The sequence below is a fragment of the Acinetobacter sp. P1(2025) genome, from assembly GCF_051390655.1.
Taxonomy (GTDB): Bacteria; Pseudomonadota; Gammaproteobacteria; order Pseudomonadales; family Moraxellaceae; genus Acinetobacter; species Acinetobacter junii.
On the sequence record NZ_JBPKBJ010000025.1, the window covers coordinates 24,899 to 46,884 of the forward strand.

A 21,986-nucleotide genomic window follows, 5' to 3' on the forward strand; every position below is an offset into this window, starting at 1 on the left:
AAACTTTATTCGATGTTTGTGATGTGATGAATATTTAAAACGAACCGCTCATTTCAATTGAGCGGTTCGTTTTTTTTTAATTTAATGCATCCGTTTATGAGTTAAAACTTTTCTCTCACCCAACCGTAAGCTGCTGCAAATGGTAATGCTGTTCTAGCAAGATATGGAACATGCCACAAACCGCCGTGATTAGCATTTTCCATGATGAGATCAAGTGGATGATCCAATACTTTTTTAGGATTGGTTGCACTTTCTGGATTGTTTAAATCATGAACCCATAAGGCGGCCATAATTGCATTGGTGGTTTCAGGGGTAAAAGTCTCAACTTTAAATAAATCAGCACCAGAAAAAGCGGCTTTGAGGATTGGATTCTTTACGACAGAGTGAGTTGTAGTGGATGGAGCAATATTAATCACCGTTTTCTGACCACGAGCTCGTGTAGTAATCGCAAACCATTGCTGTAATCGTTTGGCCAAGGCATAGTTTGGCCCTTGTTCAATCACCATACAATCTGAAATACCATATTGCTGACCATTATCACATTCAATCAACTGATTGAAATTCGGCTTAAAAAAGTTAGACAACGAAATTTTGTGAATAGACTTAGTCAGAATTTTTTCGGCTACAGGACGCTGTTTTATACGAGATTGAATGGAATTCACCACTGTTTTTGGAATCGCATAAATATCGGTTGGGGTCAGCATAAACATAATACTGCTATCAGGTTTATGTTGGCTCACTTGCTCCATGATACTAATCATTGCCATAGAAACACGCACATGTTTTTCGCCATCTAAATAGGCGATCCCAGCTAAATCTAAGCTTTGTTCAAAGCTATTTAACCAATTGGCAATTTCTGGAGTTTGAGTGAGTAAATTCGCCCCGAGTTGTTGTGTTCCATTTGCGTTCGTTTGTTGTGGAGCGATAAGCGTTGCATTACCTTGTTTTATGACTTTAGTAATTTTTTCCCAAATTTTGGGTTGAGGTAAATCAATAGCAACAATATTGGCGCGCCATTTTGCTAACCAACTTAATGGTCCAGCTTCAGAACCTGCACCAAACAACACCATGGTGCGATTAGATAAATCAAACCATTCAGGATGTTGATTGAGTAAGCGTAGAGCTTTGGCATGCGTTGGCTCAATGACCTTTTGCTGCTCCCAAAGATCGATTTGTTGTAGTAAAGCGTCACCTTGTAATTTCTGGCCTTGATAAGGGATAAACCACGGTTTTATCGTCGCATCGCCTTTACCTTTCAAGATGAACTGCTCAAAGGGTTGATCCTTAATCTTGATCATTGCATCAGATAAAGTATGACTTTGTTCTGCTCGATTGAAGGTAAATAACTCTTTGGCTTTGTCTAATCCTTTTTGAGCGATGGGAAGAGGATTGTTGATAGATTCAATACCCGTTTTAACTAATTCATGGAAATAAATTGGATAATTTTTTCTCCAGTTCTTCTCATTATTTAGTTGTAAAACATAAGGGGAATTTACACTTTGTAGTGCGGCTTTTAGAATTTGTTTTGCTGTGTGAGTGGTGCTCGGAGTTTTTTTTCCTGATTGAATTGGAAATTGTATACCTTCATGATGGGGTTCTATTTTCTTGCTCAATGTTGTACTCCATTTCATCTAAAATATTCGGCATCTTTCCGAACATGTTAATAAGTTCAGACTCTAAAGATGATGGCAAAAAGTTTATTAATGAAATTGGAGGCGTATTTGATTGATATTGGACGTAATTTAGTGGGATTTAGGATATAAAAATGCCGAATCTAGGTTGTTCGGCATTCTTTTAGAGCGAGATTAAACGATATGAATCTTAAGTCTTAGATTGATATTCATTGATCACTTCGAGCGCAGCACGAAATGCCTCTTGCGTCGCTGGAGCGCCACAGTATGGAAGGCTATGCAATAAGACTTCTTGTATCTCTTCAACACTCGCCCCATTGTTTAAAGCACCACGAATATGACCTTTTAGCTCAGTTGGGCTTTTGAGTGCAGTTAAAAATGCAATTGTGACCAATGAGCGGTATTTACGAGGCAATACACCTTCACGTTGCCAAGTTGATCCCCAAGCATGTTCATTAATCCAATCTTGGAGTGGTTGAGTAAAAGGAACAGTGTTGTCTTGAGCACGTTTGACAAAGCTTTCACCCATAACTTCAGTGCGAACTTTTAGTCCATTTTCATAATCTTGTTGTGACATGTTTTGACTCGTATAGAGATAAGAAATTATTGCAGTTATCCATAAATATGCACGTATAGTAACCAGTTTTATATCAATCTTAAAATAGCCCATTTTGAATTGAGTTGTTCTCACTCAATGTTTAAGGGAATTAATATTGAACTTGATTCGTTAATCGAAAAACTGTTGAGAAGTTTTTATGTCTGAAAAACAATCGAACTTGTGGATAAAACAAGACCTATCAACAATCAATAAACAAGTCTTCTAAATCTGCTACAATTGCGCCAATTTTGAATTCTCACTTTTTCAGTTAAGGTACATATTAAGCAATGTGTACATAACTGTGTACATATTGAAGATTTTTCTCATGAGTTTTAAAGATGAATTAGCGGCACAAGTTGCCCAACGACGCACATTTGCGATCATTTCCCACCCCGATGCGGGTAAGACCACCATGACTGAGAAACTGTTGTTATGGGGTAAAGCCATTCAGGTTGCGGGTATGGTCAAAAGCCGTAAGTCAGACCGTTCAGCGACATCTGACTGGATGGAAATGGAAAAAGAACGTGGAATCTCGATTACCACGTCTGTGATGCAGTTCCCTTATAAAAACCATACGATTAACTTACTGGACACACCAGGACACGAAGACTTCTCGGAAGATACATATCGGACTTTGACTGCAGTTGACTCAGCACTCATGGTGATTGATGGTGCGAAAGGTGTCGAAGAACGAACCATTAAATTGATGGAAGTGTGTCGTATGCGCGATACACCGATCATTTCATTTGTGAACAAAATGGACCGCGAAATCCGTGAGCCGTTAGAGTTACTGGATGAAATTGAAAATGTCCTCAATATTCGTTGTGTACCGATTACATGGCCTTTAGGTATGGGACGTGACTTTGCTGGAGTTTACAATTTGCTAGAAAACAAATTGTATGTCTATAAAGCTGGTTTCGGTTCAACTATTACGGACATTGAAGTACGTGATGGTTATGATCATGCAGATATTCGTGAGAAAGTTGGTGAGTTGGCATGGGCTTCTTTCGAGGAATCGCTCGAATTGGTTCAAATGGCAAATGAGCCGCTGGATCGTGAATTATTCTTACAAGGTAAACAAACGCCAGTACTTTTTGGTACAGCATTAGGTAACTTTGCTGTTGATCATGTGCTTGATGCATTTATCAATTGGGCACCAGAACCTAAAGCGCATCCAACTCAAGAGCGAACTGTAGATGCCAACGAAGAAGGATTTACAGGCTTTGTATTTAAAATCCAAGCCAATATGGATCCGAAACACCGTGACCGTATTGCCTTTATGCGTATTTGTTCAGGTAAATATGAAAAAGGTTTAAAAATGAATCATGTGCGTATAGGTAAAGATGTACGTATTAGTGATGCATTAACCTTCCTTGCAGGTGAGCGCGAGCATCTTGAAGAAGCTTGGCCTGGTGATATTATCGGTTTGCATAACCACGGTACCATCCAGATCGGTGATACCTTTACCAGCGGTGAAAAACTTCATTTCACGGGTATTCCACACTTTGCACCAGAAATGTTCCGCCGTGTTCGTTTACGTGATCCTTTAAAATCTAAGCAATTGCAGAAAGGTTTGAAAGAGTTGTCTGAAGAAGGGGCGACTCAGGTGTTCATGCCACAAATCAGTAACGATCTGATTGTTGGTGCAGTTGGGGTGCTACAGTTTGATGTGGTCGCATACCGATTGAAAGAAGAATATAAAGTTGACTGTATTTATGAGCCTGTAAGTGTTCATACCGTGCGTTGGATTCATTGTGATGATGAAAAGATTCTCAATGAATTTAAGAAAAAAGCGCATGATCAATTGTCAGTTGATGGTGGTGGTCATTTAACTTATCTTGCACCAAGCCGTGTTAATTTACAGTTAATGCAAGAGCGTTGGCCTGATATCCAGTTCCGTAACACACGTGAACACTAAAAGCCTTTCTAAGTCCCTCTTTCGATAAGAGGGACTTTGTCACAAGTCTTATAGATTTGAGTTTGTGATACTTCTCTCTTTAAAAAGGGAGGAATTAAAAAAATAAAGGGATGAACGATATGAATATTTTAAAACCATTTCTTGGCGCTAGTTTGATTGTTAGTGTGATGGCTTTAACAGCATGTGATCAACCCAAAAAGAATGAAGCTGAATCAGCAGACAAGACTGAACAACAAACTACAAATTTAGAAAAAGCAGAAGTTTTACCTTATTTAAATATGAAGGAAGCAAAGGCTGAGTATGCATTGCCTTTTTGTGAAAAGAAGAATTGTATTGATCTCGATATTCAAACGATAAAAACGCAAGATGAATGGCTAAATACATGGATTGCAAAAAATCAAGCCAACGTCATCCAGCAACAAATTGAACAAAATCAGAATTTGACATTGCAGCAGGCGATTAATGCCTATGTTAAAAAGTCAGATGAGTGGCAGGAAAAATATTCTAAAAATAAAGCCTATGAATTGCGCATGAATACGCGTATTGCTTCGCAACGTAATCAATATGTACTGCTACAGATTGGGGTAGATACTAAACAGGAAGATATTTCGGTCAAAGATCGTTATTACTTTTTTGTCGCTGATCGTAAGTTGCAGAAGAATTTAACCGTCCTCGATGTGATTCAAAAAAATCAGCAGAATGCGATGAATGAAATCGTTCAAACTCATTATCAAAAATGGATTGAAAAGCAGTCGGATGAAGTTAAAAAACAAATCCCTAAAAAATTATACTGGGGTCAATCAGATTGGTTCTTTGATGGCGAGGGGATTGGTTTGCATTATCGAGCGAATCAAATCAGTAAAGATGCGCCACAGCTTGATATTTATTTAACGACAGAACAAAGTAAACAGATGTTACAGCCTGAAATATATCAGCAAATGTTTTAGCAGTTGTTAAATACTCAGCACTGATTTTCGTATAGAAATTGCATGTACTTATGGCGAATTTGGCATAAGTTCGATAGCATTTAAATTCTCTTGTGTCATAACAATGCTTGTAGGTTTTAGATGAAAAAAGTTTTTCAATATAGCATTCTTGCATGTGCTGTTTTGCTTGCAGCATGTCAACCAAAATCAGAACCTAAAGAGCCAGAAGATAAGCCACAAGATCCAGTTGTGAATCAGACCTCAGAGCCTGTTCTACGTGGTGAAACGGTAAAACTAGCGGTGACTTTGCCTGAATGTAACGGCAACACATGTCCAGATTTTACGGTTGAACGCCTGCAAAGTAATTTTCCATTTATAGACCAATTACTTGATCAAGAAATTTTAGATCAACTCAGCAAAATGTTAGAAATCGTTGATGCAGATCAGGCTTCATCTACAGCGCAAGGCAGTGAGCAAACCAATCATTTAGATGTTCAAGCTCAGCAATATGCAAATGCTTTTATTAAAATCGATGAAGAATTGAAAGCATTAAGTAGTAGTCATCAAATTAGTTTGATGATTAAACCTAAGATTTTGCAGTCCAAAGGCACATTGGCAACTGTAGTTTTGAACAGTAGTAGTTACTTGGGTGGTGCACATGGTTCTACGGCTCAACGTTACTATAATTTTGATTTGAAAAACCAAAAACAAGTTCAGCTCAATGATTTGCTTCTACCTAAGCAAAAAGCAAAACTTGATAAGCTTGCACATGAAGCGTTTAAAACATGGGTGATTGATTCAAAACTTGCCAATACAGCTGATGAATATGAACAGGCATGGCCATTCCAAGTAACAGACAATTACTTTTTGGGTGAGCAAGGTTTGATCTTGCAATATGGAGAATATGAAATTGGTCCTTATGTGGTCGGGCTGCCACGTTTGGTGATTCCTTTTGATCAATTACAGGGTGTATTGAAACCTGAGTATTTGCCAAAAGTTGAGATGCCAGCTGCTTCTACTGTCGTAGCAACGGACAAAAGTACGTCTTAATGCAACTTTTCGATACTCATACCCATTTTGATGTTGCCGATTTTGATCATGATCGGCAACAACTGGCTATTCAGGCAAAACAGGTTGGGGTCGAAGCTTTAGTACTGATTGGTTTTATTGAATCTCGGTTTGATGAACTTATTCAAACTCACCAACAATTAAAAGCGTGGGAAAATGTCCCGCAATCCTATTTAGCTCCAGGCTTACATCCATTTTATATTGAACAGCATCAGTCATCCCATCTACATCGACTCGAACAGGTCTTACAACAATATGACAGTGTTGCAGTCGGGGAAATTGGTTTAGATACTTTTTTAAAAGAACATAAAGAACCTGAATTGTTTGCCAAGCAACAAGACTATTTTAATGCTCAACTTGAGTTGGCAACTCGGTATCAAAAACCAGTGTTATTGCATATCCGCAAAGCCCACGCGGAAAGCCTAGCTATTTTAAAAGCACAAAAATTCAAATTTGGTGGTATAGCCCATGCTTTTAGTGGTGGCGTTGAGGAAGCCAAAGCGCTGATCAAACTCGGTTTTAAAATTGGTATAACTGGGCAAATTACTAATCCGAATGCAAAAAAATTACATCAAGTTGTGCAGGCGATAGGTGCCGAACATTTGGTGATTGAAACCGATTGTCCAGATATGACACCACTATGCTGTCAAACCTCTACAGAACAGCGTACTCGAAACACACCTGTGAATTTGCCTTATGTGTTAGAGAGTTTGGCACAAACGCTTGGACTATCGACAGAAACACTGGCACAACAATTGTGGAAAAACTCTTTGGTCGCTCTACATCTGGATTTTTAGAAGAATAAGAAAGCATTCCCAATCATAAGATAACTAAAAGGGAACATAAGCATTTTAAAACAAGGGTACATTAAATAGACAACTTGATAATAATCAAACTCGCCAATGCTGGGAGGGTAACCTAATGGCCAGATATAGCAAAATCAATAGTTTTAATGCATTAAAAACCTTAACTGTCGCATCCAAATCTTATCAAATTTTTAGTTTGCCTAATGCCGCTCAAACGCTTGGTAACATCGATAGATTACCGAAATCTCTCAAGGTTTTACTGGAAAATTTATTGCGATTTGAAGATCAAAAAAGTGTAAAAGTAGAGCATATACAAGCTCTAGTAGATTGGCAAAAAACGAAATCTTCAGAGCAAGAAATTCAATATCGTCCAGCGCGTGTACTGATGCAAGATTTTACAGGCGTACCTGCTGTGGTTGACTTAGCCGCGATGCGAGCTGCGATGGCACAAGCGGGCGGTGATCCAAATCGAATTAATCCTTTATCTCCTGTGGATTTGGTAATTGACCACTCCGTGATGGTCGATCATTTTGCAGATGAAAATGCCTTTGCGGAAAATGTTGAAATCGAGATGCAGCGCAACGGTGAGCGTTATCAATTCCTCCGTTGGGGGCAATCTGCATTTAACAATTTCAGCGTCGTCCCACCGGGTACAGGTATTTGTCACCAAGTCAATTTGGAGTATTTGGCTCAAGCGGTTTGGTTAGGCGACGATGATGGTGAGACATTTGCCTTTCCTGATACCTTGGTTGGAACAGACTCTCATACCACGATGATTAATGGCTTAGGTGTTTTGGGATGGGGTGTAGGTGGTATTGAAGCTGAAGCTGCAATGTTAGGACAACCCGTGTCAATGTTAATTCCTGAAGTGATTGGATTTAAATTGACTGGCAAGCTAAATGAAGGAATCACTGCTACAGATTTAGTGCTGACCATTACTCAAATGTTGCGTCAAAAGGGCGTCGTTGGGAAGTTTGTTGAGTTTTATGGAGATGGTCTAGCTGATTTACCTTTAGCTGACCGAGCGACGATTGCCAATATGGCACCTGAATATGGTGCAACTTGTGGTTTCTTTCCAGTAGACGAGGTCACACTCGGATATTTGGCACTGACAGGTCGTCAACAAGATCGTATTGACTTGGTTGAAGCTTATAGCAAAGAACAAGGTTTATGGAGAAATGCAGGTGATGAACCGATTTTTACAGATACCTTAAGTCTCGATATGAGTACGGTGCAAGCGAGTTTAGCGGGTCCGAAACGACCTCAAGATCGAGTTTTACTTTCAGATGTTCCAAAAACCTTTAATGCGCTGATGGAGCTCACATTAAAGCCTGCCAAAGAAGCAAAAGAAAACTTAGAAAATGAAGGCGGTGGTGGAACTGCGGTTGCAGCTAAACAAGCCAATCTCCCTCATGACAGTCCAACTTGCACATTGGATGGTCAAAGCTTTCAGTTAAATCATGGTGATGTGGTGATTTCTGCAATTACTTCTTGTACCAATACATCCAATCCAAGCGTGATGCTTGCCGCAGGTTTATTAGCAAAGAATGCTGTAGAAAAAGGCTTACAGCGTAAACCATGGGTAAAAAGCTCACTTGCACCCGGTTCTAAAGTTGTCACCGATTATTTAGCTGCTGCTGGTTTAACGCCGTACTTGGATCAGCTTGGCTATAATCTAGTGGGTTATGGCTGCACCACATGTATTGGGAACTCTGGGCCATTGCCTGAAGCTGTTGAGGAGGCCATTCAATGTCAGGATTTAAATGTCGCTTCTGTACTTTCTGGTAATCGAAATTTTGAAGGGCGGGTACATCCTTTAGTCAAAACCAATTGGCTTGCATCACCACCTTTGGTTGTTGCTTATGGTTTAGCAGGAAATATCCGTACTGATCTCACCACTCAACCAATTGGGCAAGGTAGCAATGGCGAAGATATTTACTTAAAAGACATTTGGCCAAGTCAGGCAGAAATTGATCAGGTGCTGCAAAAAGTAAACACTGACATGTTCCATAAAGAATATGCAGCAGTATTTGATGGAGATGAAACATGGCAGGCGATTCAAATTCCACAAAGTCAAACCTATGCATGGCAAAGTGACTCGACTTATATTCGCCATCCACCATTCTTTGAAACGATTAGCCAAGCTCCACCAGAAATTACCAATATTGAGCAAGCACGGATTTTGGCTGTACTTGGCGATTCGGTGACGACTGATCACATATCACCAGCGGGGAATATTAAAAAAGACAGTCCAGCTGGACGCTATTTGCAAGAGCAGGGCGTAGATGCAAAAGACTTTAACTCTTATGGTTCACGACGCGGTAATCATGAAGTGATGATGCGAGGTACATTTGCCAATATCCGTATCAAAAATGAAATGCTCGGTGGTGAGGAAGGTGGAAATACGATTTATATCCCAAGCAATGAGAAATTGGCAATTTATGATGCATCGATGCGTTATCAGCAGGATAAAACGCCATTAGTGATTATTGCAGGTAAAGAGTACGGTACAGGTTCATCTCGTGATTGGGCTGCAAAAGGAACTAATCTTCTTGGGATTAAAGCGGTGATAGCCGAAAGTTTTGAGCGTATCCATCGTTCGAATTTAGTTGGTATGGGGGTGTTGCCGTTACAGTTTGTTGATGGGCAGACTCGTCAAACTCTATATCTGACGGGACGTGAAGTAATTTCTATTCATGGTTTATCTGATGATATTCAACCCCATCAAACTTTAGATGTGAGTGTGATGTGCGAAGATGGTAGCCAAGACCAATTTAAAGTGTTATGTCGTATTGATACCTTAAATGAAGTGGAGTATTTCAAAGCAGGTGGTATTTTGCATTACGTGCTTCGAAATTTAATTGCTGCTTAATTTCAAATGGATTATGAATCAATAAAAAGATGAAAATTAGGTTTTCATCTTTTTATTTAAGTTTAAATGTTTTAGCAGTATGGTATCTGAGTTAAATCTCATGGAACGATAGCGTTGAATCAGTTACCTAAATATGTGTATTACCTACTCATTGCACAAGCATTCAATCTAATTGCCGCAGTATTGTCGGTTACGGTTTCTGCTATCGTCGGTTTAAAGCTTGCACCTACGCAGGCTTTAGCGACAGTTCCATATGGTTTGCAATTTTTGGCGATGCTATTAACAACCTTTGTTTTTTCATTTCTGATGAAACGATGGGGGCGCCATGTGGTATTTCAATTTGGTGTACTCTGCTTATTTGCGGCTGGTTTTTGGGGATATCAAGCTTTATTAAAACAAGATTTTTGGCTGCTGTGTCTTACACATTTTTCGCTTGGGCTTTTTCTATCTACAGCGAGTTTTTATCGTTTCGCAGCATCTGATCGTTTGTCATCTGAATTAATCCCCAAAGCGACTGCATTGGTGATTTCAGGTGGTGTAGTGGCAGCTGTAATAGCACCTGTATTAGCCATTCAATTTCAGAAAGTGAAGGGATTGCCAGATTTCACAGCAATTTATTTGATCTTCTGCGGATTGGCTTTGTTGTTATCGCCGATTTTGTATATATGGCATTCAAAACACAAATTACAACAAACTCCACAGCCAAAGGTTGAATCGCTGAATCGAGTAAAAATGTCAAAGCATCTGGTTGTTGCTGCGATTATTAGTGGAGCATTTGCATACTATATTATGAATGTGATGATGATTATGTCGTCTTTGCATTTAAAAGAGCATCACTCTTTTCATTACGCATCAATTTCAATCCAGTTGCATGTTTTGGCAATGTTTGTCCCATCATTCTTTGTGTCAAAGCTAATTCAACGTTGGGGAACCCATACGATTATTTATACGGGTTTTATTTTATTAATGTTGTCTGCATTTATACCGATGATGGGACAAGCAGGTATCTTTATTAATATCGCTTTGATTGTTTTAGGTGTGGGATGGAACTTTGCTTATTCTGGTGCTTCGACATTATTGGCTGGATTGGAAGAACAACAAAAGCATCGTGTTCAAGGAATCAATGAAACGGTGATTGCATTATTCGCCACTTTAGGTGCTTTTTTACCTGCACCAATCCTCACTAGTCTGGGATGGAATAATGCAAATTTATTGGCGCTTTCACTCACCTTTGTTGTGCTTTTAGTCTTGATTGGTTTGAGTCGTCGACAGCATGCACAAGTATCATCAATGTAGCCTAAATTTGGATAAACACGCTAAAATAGCTGCTTAACTCTTAGCTGTAGAATTTTTTACGATGACTGATCTCCAAAATGATGAATATGACCGCCGTTTCGCTGGTGTGGCTAAAATTTATGGAGAAAGTTCATTTAGTCATTATGAAACTAGTCATATCATGGTGATTGGTATAGGTGGTGTAGGCAGTTGGGCAGTGGAAGCTCTCGCTCGTTCAGGAATTGGTGAGCTAACTTTAGTGGATATGGATGTCGTTGCTGCATCAAATATCAATCGTCAATTGCCTGCGATGACTTCTACTTTAGGACAAGAAAAAATTGAAGTCATGGCAGAGCGTTGCAGACAGATCAATCCACGTATTAAAGTGAATGTAATTGATGACTATTTGACACCTGAGAATGTCAAAGAAGTTCTAGATCCCGTTCCTGATATCATTTTAGATTGTATTGATGATGTCAAAGCCAAGCTGGCGTTAATGCTACATTGTCGTTTTAACAAGATTCCGTTAATCGTGTCTGGTGGAGCTGGTGGTAAGCTTGATCCACTTAAAATACGCGTTGCAGACTTATCGAAAACAGAACAAGATCCAATGCTTGCTAAGTTACGTGCTCAACTTCGTTCAAAAGGTATTTGCAAAAAGCCAAAAGAAAAATTTGGAATAACTTGCGTCTATTCTATTGACAATCCGTTTTCAAGTGCTGATGTCTGTCCTACGTCACTCGGGCAGAGCCCTCATCTTGCGCCTGGACAAAGCGGTGCTTTGTTTAATCCAGGCTCAGGACTGCGCTGTGGCGGTTATGGTTCGGCGGTTGTAGTAACATCGAGTTTTGCAATGGTTGCTGTGGCTGAAGTACTGAAAAAACTCGATAAGATGAGGGCTTAGGAAAGCCCTAAAATTTAAACTTGCGGGTATTGCGGTGCTAAACGGTAATAGCTATAAGTCACGTTAGGGTCTTTATAAACATCATAACTGGTTTGCTTGAAGTCTGAGACCCATTGTGAACCTGTAAAGCCTGCAATATGTCCATAACGATGTTTTTTAGTGCGATGGATAATATAGATATCGCCAGGTTGCGGGTTGTTAAACTCTGGTTTGATTTTTTGATAGCCAATTTGTTGAAGAGTACGTCCCCAATCCGATGCTGCTACAGGATGCTGAACAATTTTAGCTCCTGCGGATTGCAATGCAATTCTAACGAATTTAGCACATTGAGATGAACTTCGATAAGATGCTCGTTTGGTGAGCTTTTGAGAAAATTTGTCGACATCAATTGTGTGTATTGATGCTGGTTTTGGCATTTCTCGATAAGGGATGACCAACTGTTGTGCAGGTGGGTGCATCATGCTGTGGTCAACTGAGGGAACATCATAAATCATTGTAAATCTCTACCGCATTTTCAAAACAACTGAACGTGTGCCAGAATCTGTACGCGGCACATAGTAAGCGATAAATCTCAAAAAGACTAAAATGTAATGTAATAATATAACAATTTAAGCTGTTGATAATGAACTTACGGAAAAAACTTAATGAAGATTTTCTTAATTTTAAGTAGTTTATAAAAGCGAAAATTTAAATTTTAATATTTGTAAAATGATATTTCTTAATGTGATGAAGTTGGCATTTTTTGAGCATCAATCAAAGTTGATGCTCTCGAAGATAATCTTCAGTTCTTTGCATTGCTGCTTGAATATTTTGAATCGCATTTTCGATATCAGCTATGGTCTTTGCATTACCACCACTGAGGGATTGGCGCCACTTACGCGCACCAGGAAGATTTTGAAATAATCCTAGAATATGGCGAGTGATAATAGAAAGGGGAGCACCTTCAGCAACACGTTGATGAATATAAGGCATCATTTGTTGCATGATGTCAAAACGATCGGGTGCATCCAAATTCCAAAGTTGTCCCAACTCAGCCAGTAAATAAGGGTTGTGATATGCCTCGCGACCAATCATTACACCATCAACATGTTGTAAGTGTTGTTTGGTTTCTTCAAAAGTTTTGATGCCACCATTGATTTCAATAGTGAGGTGCGGGCGTTCTAGCTTGAGACGATACACGTCCTCGTAACGCAGAGGCGGAACTTCACGATTTTCTTTGGGTGACAAACCTTGCAAGATCGCAATGCGTGCATGCACGATAAAATGCGTACATCCTGTAGCTGCTACAGTATCGACGAAGTGCAGCATTTCTTCATAAGACTGCATATCATCAATTCCAATACGATGTTTTACCGTGACAGGAATTGAGACGGCTTTTTGCATACTGTGAATGCATTCTGCAACTAGATTTGGTTCTGCCATTAGACAGGCACCAATTTTATTATTTTGAACACGATCACTCGGACAGCCGACATTTAGATTGACTTCGTTATATCCCCAATCTTCAGCCATTTTAGTGCAAGTTGCTAGCTCCTGTGGATTTGAACCACCCAGCTGTAACACGATTGGGTGTTCTTGCTGATTAAAATCCAAATGACGATTTGCACCGCCATAAATAATTGCACCTGTAGTCACCATCTCAGTGTAAAGCACTACATTTGGATTAAATAAACGAGCAAAGAAACGATAATCTTTTGTTGTCCAATCCATCATCGGGGCAACACTGATTCTCGGAGATTGAGTGTTTTCAATGTTTTTGTTAATAGTCATTAAAAATCATACCTTTAATCTATATTCTGCAACCTGCGAGAATCTGTTTGAACCTGTGTTTAGATGGGTGAATCCGTTTGCATTTACACCAAATTTTACACCATAATAGAAAAAATAGCTTTTGGTGTAAATTATGGGGTCAATTACAGCAAGGAAAGGTGCAGATGGCAAAGTTAACTATCGTGCTGCGATTCGAATCACTCGAAAGGGCTTTCCTGCTTTTTCTGAAAGTAAAACATTTCACTCAAAGAAATTAGCTGAAAACTGGATTAAGAAACGAGAAGTCGAAATTCAAGAAAATCCTGATATTTTGCTTGGCAAAGAAAAGTTGATTGATCTGACCTTATCAGATGCCATAGATAAATATTTGGATGAAGTCGGGAGCGAGTACGGAAGGACGAAACGCTATTCTCTGCTCTTAATTAAGAAGCTACCAATTGCGCGCAATATTATCACAAAAATAAAATCAGTACATTTGGCCGAGCATGTGGCTTTAAGGAAGGGTGGAATTCCGTACCTCGATCTTGAACCTATTGCGACTAGTACACTGCAACATGAGCTTTTACATATCAGAGGTGTTCTTTCTCATGCTGCTGTTATGTGGGAAATGGATATTGATTTAAATAGCTTTGATAAGGCTACTGCTCAGTTAAGAAAAACACGTCAAATATCCTCCAGTCAAAAAAGAGACCGACTGCCTTCGAGAGATGAATTGATTGCATTGACGAAGTATTTTGCAGAACGATGGAAGCTAAATCGTTATGGCTCTAAATACCCAATGCATTTGATTATGTGGTTTGCAATTTTCTCATGCAGACGTGAAGCTGAATTAACACGATTATTTCTTCGAGATTATGATTCACATCACTCAACATGGAAAGTGCATGATCTAAAAAATCCAAATGGCTCTAAAGGTAATCATAAATCATTTGATGTTCTTGATCCTTGTAAGGAAATGATAAAAAGATTAAAGCAGTCAGAAGTTCGTGAACGGATGTTGAAGCTTGGGCATGATGAAAACTTATTGCTGCCATTGAATCCTAAAAGCTTAGGCAAAGAGTTCAGAGAAGCTTGTAAAATGTTGGGTATTGATGATCTACGCTTTCATGATTTGAGACATGAAGGTTGTACACGCTTAGCAGAACAGAGTTTTACTATTCCTGAGATTCAGAAAGTGAGTTTGCATGACTCTTGGAGCAGTTTACAGCGTTATGTGTCAGTGAAGGCGAGAAGGGATGTTATACAGTTAGAGGAGGTACTACGCCTCATCGATGAAACGTAGCAAAATCATTAGCAGCTTCTGAATATTTTTTATCAAGGATATCAGCCAAGTCTTTAATGTGTACCAGAAATGGTGCACGTTTGCTTGAATCTATTTTAAAAACTGAGAAAGGAAATTCTTGATTATTTGCTTTTCTCAGTGCTTCTGCCTTACTTAAATGAGGATAATAGTCTTGTACTATTATCATTAATTCGACAGTCATAGATCGATATTTCATGAATAGGTAATCAGTAGTATTTAACTGGAACGCACCCATCAAAAATACCTCTCAATCATTAAGAGTTGACTTTCGTATACAAAACACTAAATGTTGGTTCTACGCATCCAATCCTGTATAGAGCATCAGTCCCCGTAAGGTAGACTCTGAGCTGCTTTATCTGTTCTTTAAATGACTGAGTTTTTTTATGAAAAAGATTACTCTGCATATAGCCATTCAACAGAGATGGATCATAGAGGATTTGGTAGCTGTGTGTTTGTTCAACAGATAATTTAATCTTTTCAAAAGAACTTAAGTCGGTCAGATGTGCAGGGCTGTCCAAGAAATCACGTTTTAACAAAATGATAAAACGTAATCTCATCTGTCTATTGGGAAGAGGCTCTTTTTTCAGGAAAATCGCCAGTAATTCGTCTTCCTTCATATTAACTATGAATCCATTCTTTACATCCTCAATAAACTCATTTAAATGAAGGGAGTTAATTGGGGATGAATCGATTATGGATATGAACTCATGAAGTGCAAACCCATTTGCTACTTTATTAACTAATTTTAGAGAGTGACTAAGTTCTTGTTCACTCAACTTTAGAGTATGTTCCCAAGTCTTTTTCAACTCATTGAAATAATGAGTATGCTGAGAATCCTGATATTCACGAATGAACCAAGAAACCTTTATTGGATCAGTTCCGTAAAAAAGATTTTGTTCAACTAATCCATATCGCTTTGCTAATTCAATGCATAGGAATAGTTTTGGGTGTAGCATTAAGTTCATGCTCCCATTCACCCAAGGTAAATGATGTGCCATGTGCAAGGATTTTATAAGCTTGTCAATATTTTGAGACAAAGCTTTAATATTCTGATAGCCATTTTCAGAACTAGCTAGACTAGGCAAATGGACACTTGATAATTCAACACTCACTTGCCCGAGTGTTACTGGGCTGATGTGAGGTTGGGCGATTCTTGCTAAATTACTGATATATGTACGCTGTAGCAGAAGAGTATCATTTTTCTTAAACATATTATTTACCTCCGCTTTTTTTAATTACAGACGATGAAATTGATGCTCTGCGGGGGCGACCAGCATTGCTAATTTTTTTGGGTTTTTGGCTTTTCTGGATGGCTCTATATTCAGTGGAATCTAGTGCTCTGAATATGAATGATTGATCTGCTTTACACAGATATTGAAGACATTTGTCTAAAACTATACGCTTTTCACGATCAAGGTGATTAATCATACCGATACCTAATCTTTTGTATTTGTGTTTTGCTTTATTGCAGTTATAGGTGCAGCCATTACCGTGCGTGAGCTTATTCCAATATTCTGTAATCTGATTTGCGTAGTAACCATCTTTCATACATTCATTACCATTCAGAAAGAGTATCGCGTGTGCATGAAACCCTTTCTTGATACCGTGTTCAAATTTAATTATGTAAGCGAAGATCTTATTCAAAATTGAATTATGCCTACGGTTATTCATGAATTGTTTCAGCAAGTTCTTTAACAATTTCAGATTATCTCTAGAGTGAAACTCATGCTTAAGGTCTTTAAAGTGATAGTTACTTTGCCAAATCTCATCTGGAACTTTGAATCCAAAGTCAATTCGTAACACTAAGAGCTTTGAATGTCGCTCAAAGCAAGCATCTATCAGTTTACGACAACCTTTTAATTGAGCAGCACACTTTTGGGTACGCTTTTGAATAGCGATTTTGACCTCGTTACTATTCATACACTCACGTATCAGTTGAAAAAAACGATTTAATAAGTTGGTTCTCACTTGAAGATAGTGCAGATTTTGCTTCTTCTGTTCAAAGAGGCCGAACAAATTAATATCGCTATCCAACAAGTCTAATGCTTCAAAGAAGCATGAGATTTCTTCACAAACCTGAAAGTCTTCAAGTAGCCTTCTATTTGTATCTATTAGTTCATCAAAAATATGAATAAAAGGACGAAACCAATCAGGGTATGTAAAGAAACCATTAAACTTATCAACTGACTTGATAGTGGCTGCTAACCTGTTTTACTTTGAGACACTCTCTCACGAAGTAAGTTATATTCAGCATCCTCTTAATGCGATGTTCTCTGTATATCAAACTTTTTTCGAGTGAAGATGAAGGTCTTAGCTCATACGCTGGGAGAGAAATTAATGACAAGATTTCTCTTTCATCTAAGCTTTCATAGCTTATTTTTTTTGCTTCAGATCGATTTAAATTATTACTGGCGTAATTACTTAAAACAACCTCTACTAGTTTAGGTTTGGGTGCTTTTTGGGAAATTTTTGCAAGTCGAGCATCTACTTTTCTTAGCTTCTTATTCATGAGTACACCTTTTTCTGTTCTAATAAAGCAGACATGTGACATTTTTGAATATAAGAACAAACATTTATGTTCGAAAGAAATAAATGTATCAAGTCCAGAATCAAAGCGAGAATGCAGGTTTTATGGAATATAAATACCTTGCCATGCTGTGAGTAAACTATTGTAATTAATAGTATTATCCTGAATTTTTCTAGCTGTGATTGAGCTAAAAACATCCCTTGCGGAAGGTGTTTTTGCTGTGAATTGGGGGTGATTCGGATGTACATAATTACCAACTTTTAATCAATACGAATTGAAGAAATTTTTGTGTCACCCAAACTGCTAATTGCACCTGTCACATGCATTAGCTTGGGCTTGTGGTAAATGTACTGTCCTAGCAAAAATTAATTGAGAACTCTCCTAGAAAATATTTTTTTTAATTATTTATTATTTTTTAATGATTTACGATTATATTGTGATTTCAACTCATCATCTGCTTTGATGATACTCTTAATCAATTCAAAATAATGATCTTCGCCATATCGAAAATTGTGCTGATAGGATTGCTGATCATCATGAATAATCTGCGTTATTTTCTCCGTAAGCAATACCCTGAATGTTTCTGCGGCTTCATTGATACTTTTGTATTTTTCGTTGGAATGGGCCTTAAGTAGTTCATTGATCTTCTGCTTTATACGTTCGGTAATTTGTGTCTTGCCCTGATTGGCACGTTGACTACGTTCATCACCATTGAGTCGACTGAGCAGTTTTTTTTCATTTAATAAATGATGCTTGGTTGCGATAGAAATATTTTGATTTCCTTGGGTTGTTGATACTTTAAACTTGTCTAATAATCCTATATCAATCGCTTGATTAATTATTATTTGAAATAATCCTAACATGTATCTTATTCGATTGTGGAGTGGAGTTTGTGGTGGATATTTTTTTTCAAATTTATCTAACTCTTCAAACTCTTTAATTTTAGCTGATGCCTTAATGATGTCTAATTCATTAAAAAACTCCTGCAAGCTTACGTTATTGACTTGTGGTAAGGCACAATAATCTTCAAATAGTTCTGAAACTTCTATTAGCCCAGCAAAGACCCCAATTTCTTTTTGCTGATTTGGGCTTGGATTCCTCTCTATTTCTTTTAAAGTGAGTTTTAAGGCCTCTCCAATATTTAAGCTGCTTTGAAATTCTTCTCCAATAAAGTGTTCTATGATAACGCTAAAAATAATGACAATGGCACTTTTAAGCTGAATAAGGCTATGTGATGGTGGTTGGCATTTCCTTAAAATCAGAACATCAGTTGGATTAAATTCCTGAACTACAGATTTCAACCAAGCCTCAGGTATTATGCTGCCCCTTGTAAAATGAAAAATTGTAGGCTGAAGTTTACCATCTTCTAGGAGTGAGGTTTGTATATTGATTTCTTTATATTGCCCAGACTGAATTTGCTTCAGCAGTTGGTTGACTACAGGATCTTTCGTATTCAAGGGATATTTGAATTTTTTTGCTAACTCAAAGTTCCACGCAATTAATTTTTTTGCATTCCTATTATCAGCATTTATGTCTTTCTTAGTCCTTAATTCAGACTTGCCTTCTTTAGGCAAATCAATCCATTCAGGTGGCTGCTCTTTTAATTGTTTCCATGCCATGATTTTTCCTTAAAAAACTTGTACAAGTTATCATTACTTATTAAATTTTATAATATTTTTCTGTTTTATAAAACTTGAATATAGAAATGGTTTTTTGTGTGGAAAAATAGCAAAGGATATGTGGGCTGGAATAAAAAATACGCAGAATAGAACCGTATTTGCTGTTGAAAATCTAACTCATAACCTGACGTGATAATTTCTGTATACGAATTCAACATCAATCAATTCGCTCAACTTTGTCTGCTTGACGGCAGACAGAGTGGGGGCTATCCTTTCGATGCTGGCCTACATTGTCAGCGGGTTTTAGCAGACCCTATAAACAAAGACAGTAGATAAAAGTTCTCTTTTATGTGCTGTGGACCCGTTCGTCCCCCATTCTCTATGGCAGGCGTTTGGGGGACACCTTCGGGTGTGCTGGTTTCTTTGTTTACCAGTCTGCTAACCCCCATTCGTTCTGCCACCATCATTTAGCAGTGATACGGTAGAACTTCTTTAATAAACAAAGGAGTCGCCCATGCGTCTACAAATTCTTAACTTCCCGTTCTTCTCTAAACCCCAGTGCTGTGTATGGCTTTGTCATCACTAAACCAATAGCAGCATACATAAAACAATAATTTTATCTGGGGTAAACAAATGAAGGATCTCCATCCTCTGTTTGTCTGTGTGCTCGGATCATTTTTACTGATCGGCTGTGGAAATAAAAATGCTTCCACTGAAGTTTTACGCCCTGACGAAAATGCAGCACTCAGCCAACGACTTGAACCAACACATCGACCTGTTCTGGTCGAGGCCAAATTAATACAACCATTTTTAAATCAACAACTAGCCGAAGCTGATGTTTCAGGTTTCCGTGATTATCTGCATGCTCAAGAAGGCAATCGATCTGCGCTGCAACAGTTCCGGGACAAACTGCAACTCAAAGCAAATCAAATCTTGGTGCTGGGAGTAGAAAAACCAGGACAGCAATCCTTACAGGAATTTCTAAACAATGACCTGTTTGCCAGTGCGAATGATCTCGTGATTAACCATGCTCGTTTTCTTAAAACTCCTGTTGAAGGGCAAGGCAAAGGTGAGTTTGAAACCGCGGAGCAGTACCAACAACGCCTACACGCTGAAAATGCTAAACATAAAAAACTCACGGCTCAGGTCAACGTCGACTTAGGGCGACTCGAAGATGCTTTAAATTACTTGGCTGCACCGATCCCAATCAATGTACTGAGTCCCACAGCGGAAGATTCAGCGCAATATGATGTAGATCGTCAAGTGATGCACATCCAAGCCTCATCCACCACCACAGCGGATTATTATTCCTCAGTGGTCTCGACCTTAAACCTGATCTTTAGTGCCTCAGTGAAGGATGCCGAAATCATACTCGGCAATTTGAGAGATGAACGAGATAAACGAAACTATCTGGGCTTTATCTTCAGTGTGCAACAAGGACAACTCCGCATCGATCAAGTCATCCTCTATCAACACAACAACAATGATGACCGCTACCTACGCTTAGCTACCATCAATCCCTCACAACTGTATTTAAGCACCCGTCCATTAATTGCAGATGAATCCAATCAAAGCCTCAATTCCAAACAGCCATATCCACTTCAACAAAAACTACCGTTTCAATTTGGCTTAAAAAACTACCGAGACCCTGAGCAACAAATCCCAGAACCCATCTTGGAATCTAGACCACCAACAGATGAAGAACTCACTCAACTGAGTTTAGAGGCTGCATCGAGTGAAACTGAGGGAGCACTATAAAATGTTCAAACCATTTCAACTCAAGTCTCGTATCAGCACTGGAGTCGTCAGCAGCTTGTTATTACTGGGGAGTTTAACGGGTTGTGGAGTACAAGATGCAGCGCGGGAAATTCCTAAAGCGAATGCCATACTTCAGTTATTGCATGCCCAAGATCACTCGGTGATACAGATCAAGTTACAACAATGCCAAGTCGGTAATTTATTTGCAGGGCAGACAGGCACCAGCTCCAAATATGACCTTTACAGTTGCCAAGTGCATGTTGAACGCTTTGACGATGAATATAAGCAATCGTTTATCCAAGAGCAAACCGTCTATCTACGACCCTTCGACTCTGATATTGGTTGGCAACTGATCGCGCCGAATGAATAGTTAAAACAAAGATAAAGCGAAGAAAAAAACATGAATAAAGAAATAGTGATCTCTTATCTCAGTATTGCGGTGCTGTATTGGTTTTATCTGCTTTGGCGGATTGAAGACAGTGGACCAATCGCAGCCTACCTTTTGGGACGCGCCATCATGTGGCCGTTTCAATTACTGAAATTTATATTTTGATCAGGCCTTCATGGGAACAAGAGTGAAAAATCGATGATGGACTTTAATCAGTTTAAACAACAGTTTGCTCAGTTGGCTTTACTACAAGCTGACCCAAACATTTATGTCGCTCCACAGATTCCCATGAATAAGATTCTGGGTGCGATGAGTTATTTACCTGCACAAACTCAAGCTGAAGAAGTCTTGGTCTTGGTGGATGAAACCGTCTTTGGACAGGGAAAAAATGGCTTGTGCTTAACCGATCAAGGTATCTACTTCAAAGAAGCCTTTGCCAGTGCCAATGCCTATCCCTTGAAATCGATTAGCTCGGTTGGCTATTCGATGGGACTGCTCAGCAAACACCTGATGAACCGTACCGGGTTTGTCGGAGACCACTTTTCTTGAGAGAATGTCCCGATGAAAAAAGTAAAATACACCCCTGAAATCAGAGATAGAGCGGTTCAATTATTGATTGAATC

General features: G+C 38.8%; 20 protein-coding genes and 1 pseudogene. 12 read left to right on the forward strand and 9 right to left on the reverse strand.

The window, feature by feature from the left end:
- Window positions 1–101: 101 nt before the first annotated feature.
- Both ACSC97_RS08185 and ACSC97_RS08190 read right to left on the reverse strand, forming a co-directional pair.
- The gene (locus ACSC97_RS08185) at window positions 102–1,631 is read right to left on the reverse strand and encodes a hypothetical protein (RefSeq protein ID WP_436660365.1); all 1,530 of its coding nucleotides are present in this window, start codon (window positions 1,629–1,631) and stop codon (window positions 102–104) included.
- A gap of 190 nt (window positions 1,632–1,821) precedes the next feature.
- Window positions 1,822–2,208, reverse strand: a complete 387-nt coding sequence (locus ACSC97_RS08190; protein WP_416688779.1) for a carboxymuconolactone decarboxylase family protein — start codon at window positions 2,206–2,208, stop codon at window positions 1,822–1,824.
- 346 nt (window positions 2,209–2,554) lie between these two features.
- Between ACSC97_RS08190 and ACSC97_RS08195 the strand changes: the two genes are divergently transcribed.
- The 7 genes from ACSC97_RS08195 (at window position 2,555) to ACSC97_RS08225 (ending at window position 11,998) form a co-directional block, all read left to right on the forward strand.
- Window positions 2,555–4,147: a peptide chain release factor 3 gene (locus tag ACSC97_RS08195; protein ID WP_004906585.1), complete on the forward strand. Its 1,593-nt coding sequence runs from the start codon at window positions 2,555–2,557 to the stop codon at window positions 4,145–4,147.
- 119 nt (window positions 4,148–4,266) lie between these two features.
- The gene (locus ACSC97_RS08200) at window positions 4,267–5,094 is read left to right on the forward strand and encodes a hypothetical protein (protein WP_234856468.1); all 828 of its coding nucleotides are present in this window, start codon (window positions 4,267–4,269) and stop codon (window positions 5,092–5,094) included.
- Window positions 5,095–5,214: 120 nt separating this feature from the next.
- On the forward strand, window positions 5,215–6,123 hold the full coding sequence (locus ACSC97_RS08205; protein ID WP_168154682.1) for an RsiV family protein: 909 nt from the start codon (window positions 5,215–5,217) through the stop codon (window positions 6,121–6,123).
- Window positions 6,123–6,938 carry a TatD family hydrolase gene (locus tag ACSC97_RS08210; protein WP_436660369.1) on the forward strand — a complete coding sequence of 272 codons (816 nt, stop codon included), beginning with the start codon at window positions 6,123–6,125 and terminating at the stop codon, window positions 6,936–6,938. Before ACSC97_RS08205 ends, ACSC97_RS08210 begins: the two co-directional genes overlap by 1 nt.
- A 124-nt stretch (window positions 6,939–7,062) precedes the next feature.
- The gene (gene acnA / locus ACSC97_RS08215) at window positions 7,063–9,819 is read left to right on the forward strand and encodes an aconitate hydratase AcnA (RefSeq protein WP_436660371.1); all 2,757 of its coding nucleotides are present in this window, start codon (window positions 7,063–7,065) and stop codon (window positions 9,817–9,819) included.
- A 108-nt stretch (window positions 9,820–9,927) separates the two neighbouring features.
- A complete protein-coding gene (locus ACSC97_RS08220) occupies window positions 9,928–11,115 on the forward strand; it encodes an MFS transporter (RefSeq protein WP_171500855.1) in 1,188 nt (395 codons plus the stop codon).
- Window positions 11,116–11,176: 61 nt separating this feature from the next.
- Entirely contained in the window at window positions 11,177–11,998 is an 822-nt protein-coding gene (locus ACSC97_RS08225; protein ID WP_039047730.1) for a tRNA threonylcarbamoyladenosine dehydratase, read from the forward strand.
- A 14-nt stretch (window positions 11,999–12,012) separates the two neighbouring features.
- On the opposite strand, the gene ACSC97_RS08230 is transcribed toward ACSC97_RS08225, so the two are convergent.
- Window positions 12,013–12,492, reverse strand: a complete 480-nt coding sequence (locus ACSC97_RS08230; protein WP_004777868.1) for a CHAP domain-containing protein — start codon at window positions 12,490–12,492, stop codon at window positions 12,013–12,015.
- Window positions 12,493–12,751: 259 nt separating this feature from the next.
- Window positions 12,752–13,768, reverse strand: coding sequence for a tRNA dihydrouridine(20/20a) synthase DusA (gene dusA / locus ACSC97_RS08235; RefSeq protein ID WP_436660374.1), 1,017 nt, complete (start codon window positions 13,766–13,768; stop codon window positions 12,752–12,754).
- A gap of 133 nt (window positions 13,769–13,901) precedes the next feature.
- Here dusA and ACSC97_RS08240 point away from each other — a divergent pair, with 133 nt between their 5' ends.
- Window positions 13,902–15,050: a site-specific integrase gene (locus ACSC97_RS08240; RefSeq protein ID WP_436660376.1), complete on the forward strand. Its 1,149-nt coding sequence runs from the start codon at window positions 13,902–13,904 to the stop codon at window positions 15,048–15,050.
- On the opposite strand, the gene ACSC97_RS08245 is transcribed toward ACSC97_RS08240, so the two are convergent.
- From ACSC97_RS08245 to ACSC97_RS08265, 5 genes are all read right to left on the reverse strand, one after another.
- Window positions 15,034–15,306 carry a pyocin activator PrtN family protein gene (locus ACSC97_RS08245; protein WP_194597182.1) on the reverse strand — a complete coding sequence of 91 codons (273 nt, stop codon included), beginning with the start codon at window positions 15,304–15,306 and terminating at the stop codon, window positions 15,034–15,036. The genes ACSC97_RS08240 and ACSC97_RS08245 overlap by 17 nt on opposite strands.
- Window positions 15,307–15,325: 19 nt before the next feature.
- Entirely contained in the window at window positions 15,326–16,282 is a 957-nt protein-coding gene (locus ACSC97_RS08250) for a hypothetical protein (protein WP_436660378.1), read from the reverse strand.
- A 1-nt stretch (window position 16,283) separates the two neighbouring features.
- Window positions 16,284–16,991: an inovirus-type Gp2 protein gene (locus tag ACSC97_RS08255; protein WP_227592142.1), complete on the reverse strand. Its 708-nt coding sequence runs from the start codon at window positions 16,989–16,991 to the stop codon at window positions 16,284–16,286.
- A gap of 259 nt (window positions 16,992–17,250) precedes the next feature.
- Window positions 17,251–17,580 carry a hypothetical protein gene (locus tag ACSC97_RS08260; RefSeq protein ID WP_227540265.1) on the reverse strand — a complete coding sequence of 110 codons (330 nt, stop codon included), beginning with the start codon at window positions 17,578–17,580 and terminating at the stop codon, window positions 17,251–17,253.
- 419 nt (window positions 17,581–17,999) lie between these two features.
- Window positions 18,000–19,217 carry a hypothetical protein gene (locus ACSC97_RS08265; RefSeq protein ID WP_436660381.1) on the reverse strand — a complete coding sequence of 406 codons (1,218 nt, stop codon included), beginning with the start codon at window positions 19,215–19,217 and terminating at the stop codon, window positions 18,000–18,002.
- A gap of 633 nt (window positions 19,218–19,850) precedes the next feature.
- Here ACSC97_RS08265 and ACSC97_RS08270 point away from each other — a divergent pair.
- The 4 genes and pseudogenes from ACSC97_RS08270 to ACSC97_RS08285 all read left to right on the forward strand — a co-directional run.
- Window positions 19,851–20,975: a hypothetical protein gene (locus tag ACSC97_RS08270; protein ID WP_436660383.1), complete on the forward strand. Its 1,125-nt coding sequence runs from the start codon at window positions 19,851–19,853 to the stop codon at window positions 20,973–20,975.
- 1 nt (window position 20,976) lies between these two features.
- Window positions 20,977–21,345: a hypothetical protein gene (locus ACSC97_RS08275; protein ID WP_436660385.1), complete on the forward strand. Its 369-nt coding sequence runs from the start codon at window positions 20,977–20,979 to the stop codon at window positions 21,343–21,345.
- 30 nt (window positions 21,346–21,375) lie between these two features.
- Window positions 21,376–21,528, forward strand: coding sequence for a hypothetical protein (locus tag ACSC97_RS08280; RefSeq protein ID WP_436660387.1), 153 nt, complete (start codon window positions 21,376–21,378; stop codon window positions 21,526–21,528).
- Between the two features lie 33 nt (window positions 21,529–21,561).
- Window positions 21,562–21,876, forward strand: a pseudogene (locus ACSC97_RS08285) (hypothetical protein); the annotation flags it as partial.
- Between the last annotated feature and the right edge of the window lie 110 nt (window positions 21,877–21,986).

What these genes read in the sequence shown, in the direction of transcription:
- dusA (WP_436660374.1), bottom strand. Translation starts at nt 13,768, where the DNA reads ATGACTATTAACAAAAACATTGAAAACACTCAATCTCCGAGAATCAGT.
- ACSC97_RS08190 (WP_416688779.1), bottom strand. Translation starts at nt 2,208, where the DNA reads ATGTCACAACAAGATTATGAAAATGGACTAAAAGTTCGCACTGAAGTT.
- ACSC97_RS08255 (WP_227592142.1), bottom strand. Translation starts at nt 16,991, where the DNA reads ATGAATAGTAACGAGGTCAAAATCGCTATTCAAAAGCGTACCCAAAAG.
- ACSC97_RS08245 (WP_194597182.1), bottom strand. Translation starts at nt 15,306, where the DNA reads ATGGGTGCGTTCCAGTTAAATACTACTGATTACCTATTCATGAAATAT.
- ACSC97_RS08280 (WP_436660387.1), top strand. Translation starts at nt 21,376, where the DNA reads ATGAATAAAGAAATAGTGATCTCTTATCTCAGTATTGCGGTGCTGTAT.
- ACSC97_RS08265 (WP_436660381.1), bottom strand. Translation starts at nt 19,217, where the DNA reads ATGGCATGGAAACAATTAAAAGAGCAGCCACCTGAATGGATTGATTTG.
- acnA (WP_436660371.1), top strand. Translation starts at nt 7,063, where the DNA reads ATGGCCAGATATAGCAAAATCAATAGTTTTAATGCATTAAAAACCTTA.
- ACSC97_RS08260 (WP_227540265.1), bottom strand. Translation starts at nt 17,580, where the DNA reads ATGAATAAGAAGCTAAGAAAAGTAGATGCTCGACTTGCAAAAATTTCC.
- ACSC97_RS08225 (WP_039047730.1), top strand. Translation starts at nt 11,177, where the DNA reads ATGACTGATCTCCAAAATGATGAATATGACCGCCGTTTCGCTGGTGTG.
- ACSC97_RS08275 (WP_436660385.1), top strand. Translation starts at nt 20,977, where the DNA reads ATGTTCAAACCATTTCAACTCAAGTCTCGTATCAGCACTGGAGTCGTC.
- ACSC97_RS08195 (WP_004906585.1), top strand. Translation starts at nt 2,555, where the DNA reads ATGAGTTTTAAAGATGAATTAGCGGCACAAGTTGCCCAACGACGCACA.
- ACSC97_RS08270 (WP_436660383.1), top strand. Translation starts at nt 19,851, where the DNA reads ATGAAGGATCTCCATCCTCTGTTTGTCTGTGTGCTCGGATCATTTTTA.
- ACSC97_RS08240 (WP_436660376.1), top strand. Translation starts at nt 13,902, where the DNA reads ATGGGGTCAATTACAGCAAGGAAAGGTGCAGATGGCAAAGTTAACTAT.
- ACSC97_RS08210 (WP_436660369.1), top strand. Translation starts at nt 6,123, where the DNA reads ATGCAACTTTTCGATACTCATACCCATTTTGATGTTGCCGATTTTGAT.
- ACSC97_RS08200 (WP_234856468.1), top strand. Translation starts at nt 4,267, where the DNA reads ATGAATATTTTAAAACCATTTCTTGGCGCTAGTTTGATTGTTAGTGTG.
- ACSC97_RS08185 (WP_436660365.1), bottom strand. Translation starts at nt 1,631, where the DNA reads ATGAAATGGAGTACAACATTGAGCAAGAAAATAGAACCCCATCATGAA.
- ACSC97_RS08230 (WP_004777868.1), bottom strand. Translation starts at nt 12,492, where the DNA reads ATGATTTATGATGTTCCCTCAGTTGACCACAGCATGATGCACCCACCT.
- ACSC97_RS08205 (WP_168154682.1), top strand. Translation starts at nt 5,215, where the DNA reads ATGAAAAAAGTTTTTCAATATAGCATTCTTGCATGTGCTGTTTTGCTT.
- ACSC97_RS08250 (WP_436660378.1), bottom strand. Translation starts at nt 16,282, where the DNA reads ATGTTTAAGAAAAATGATACTCTTCTGCTACAGCGTACATATATCAGT.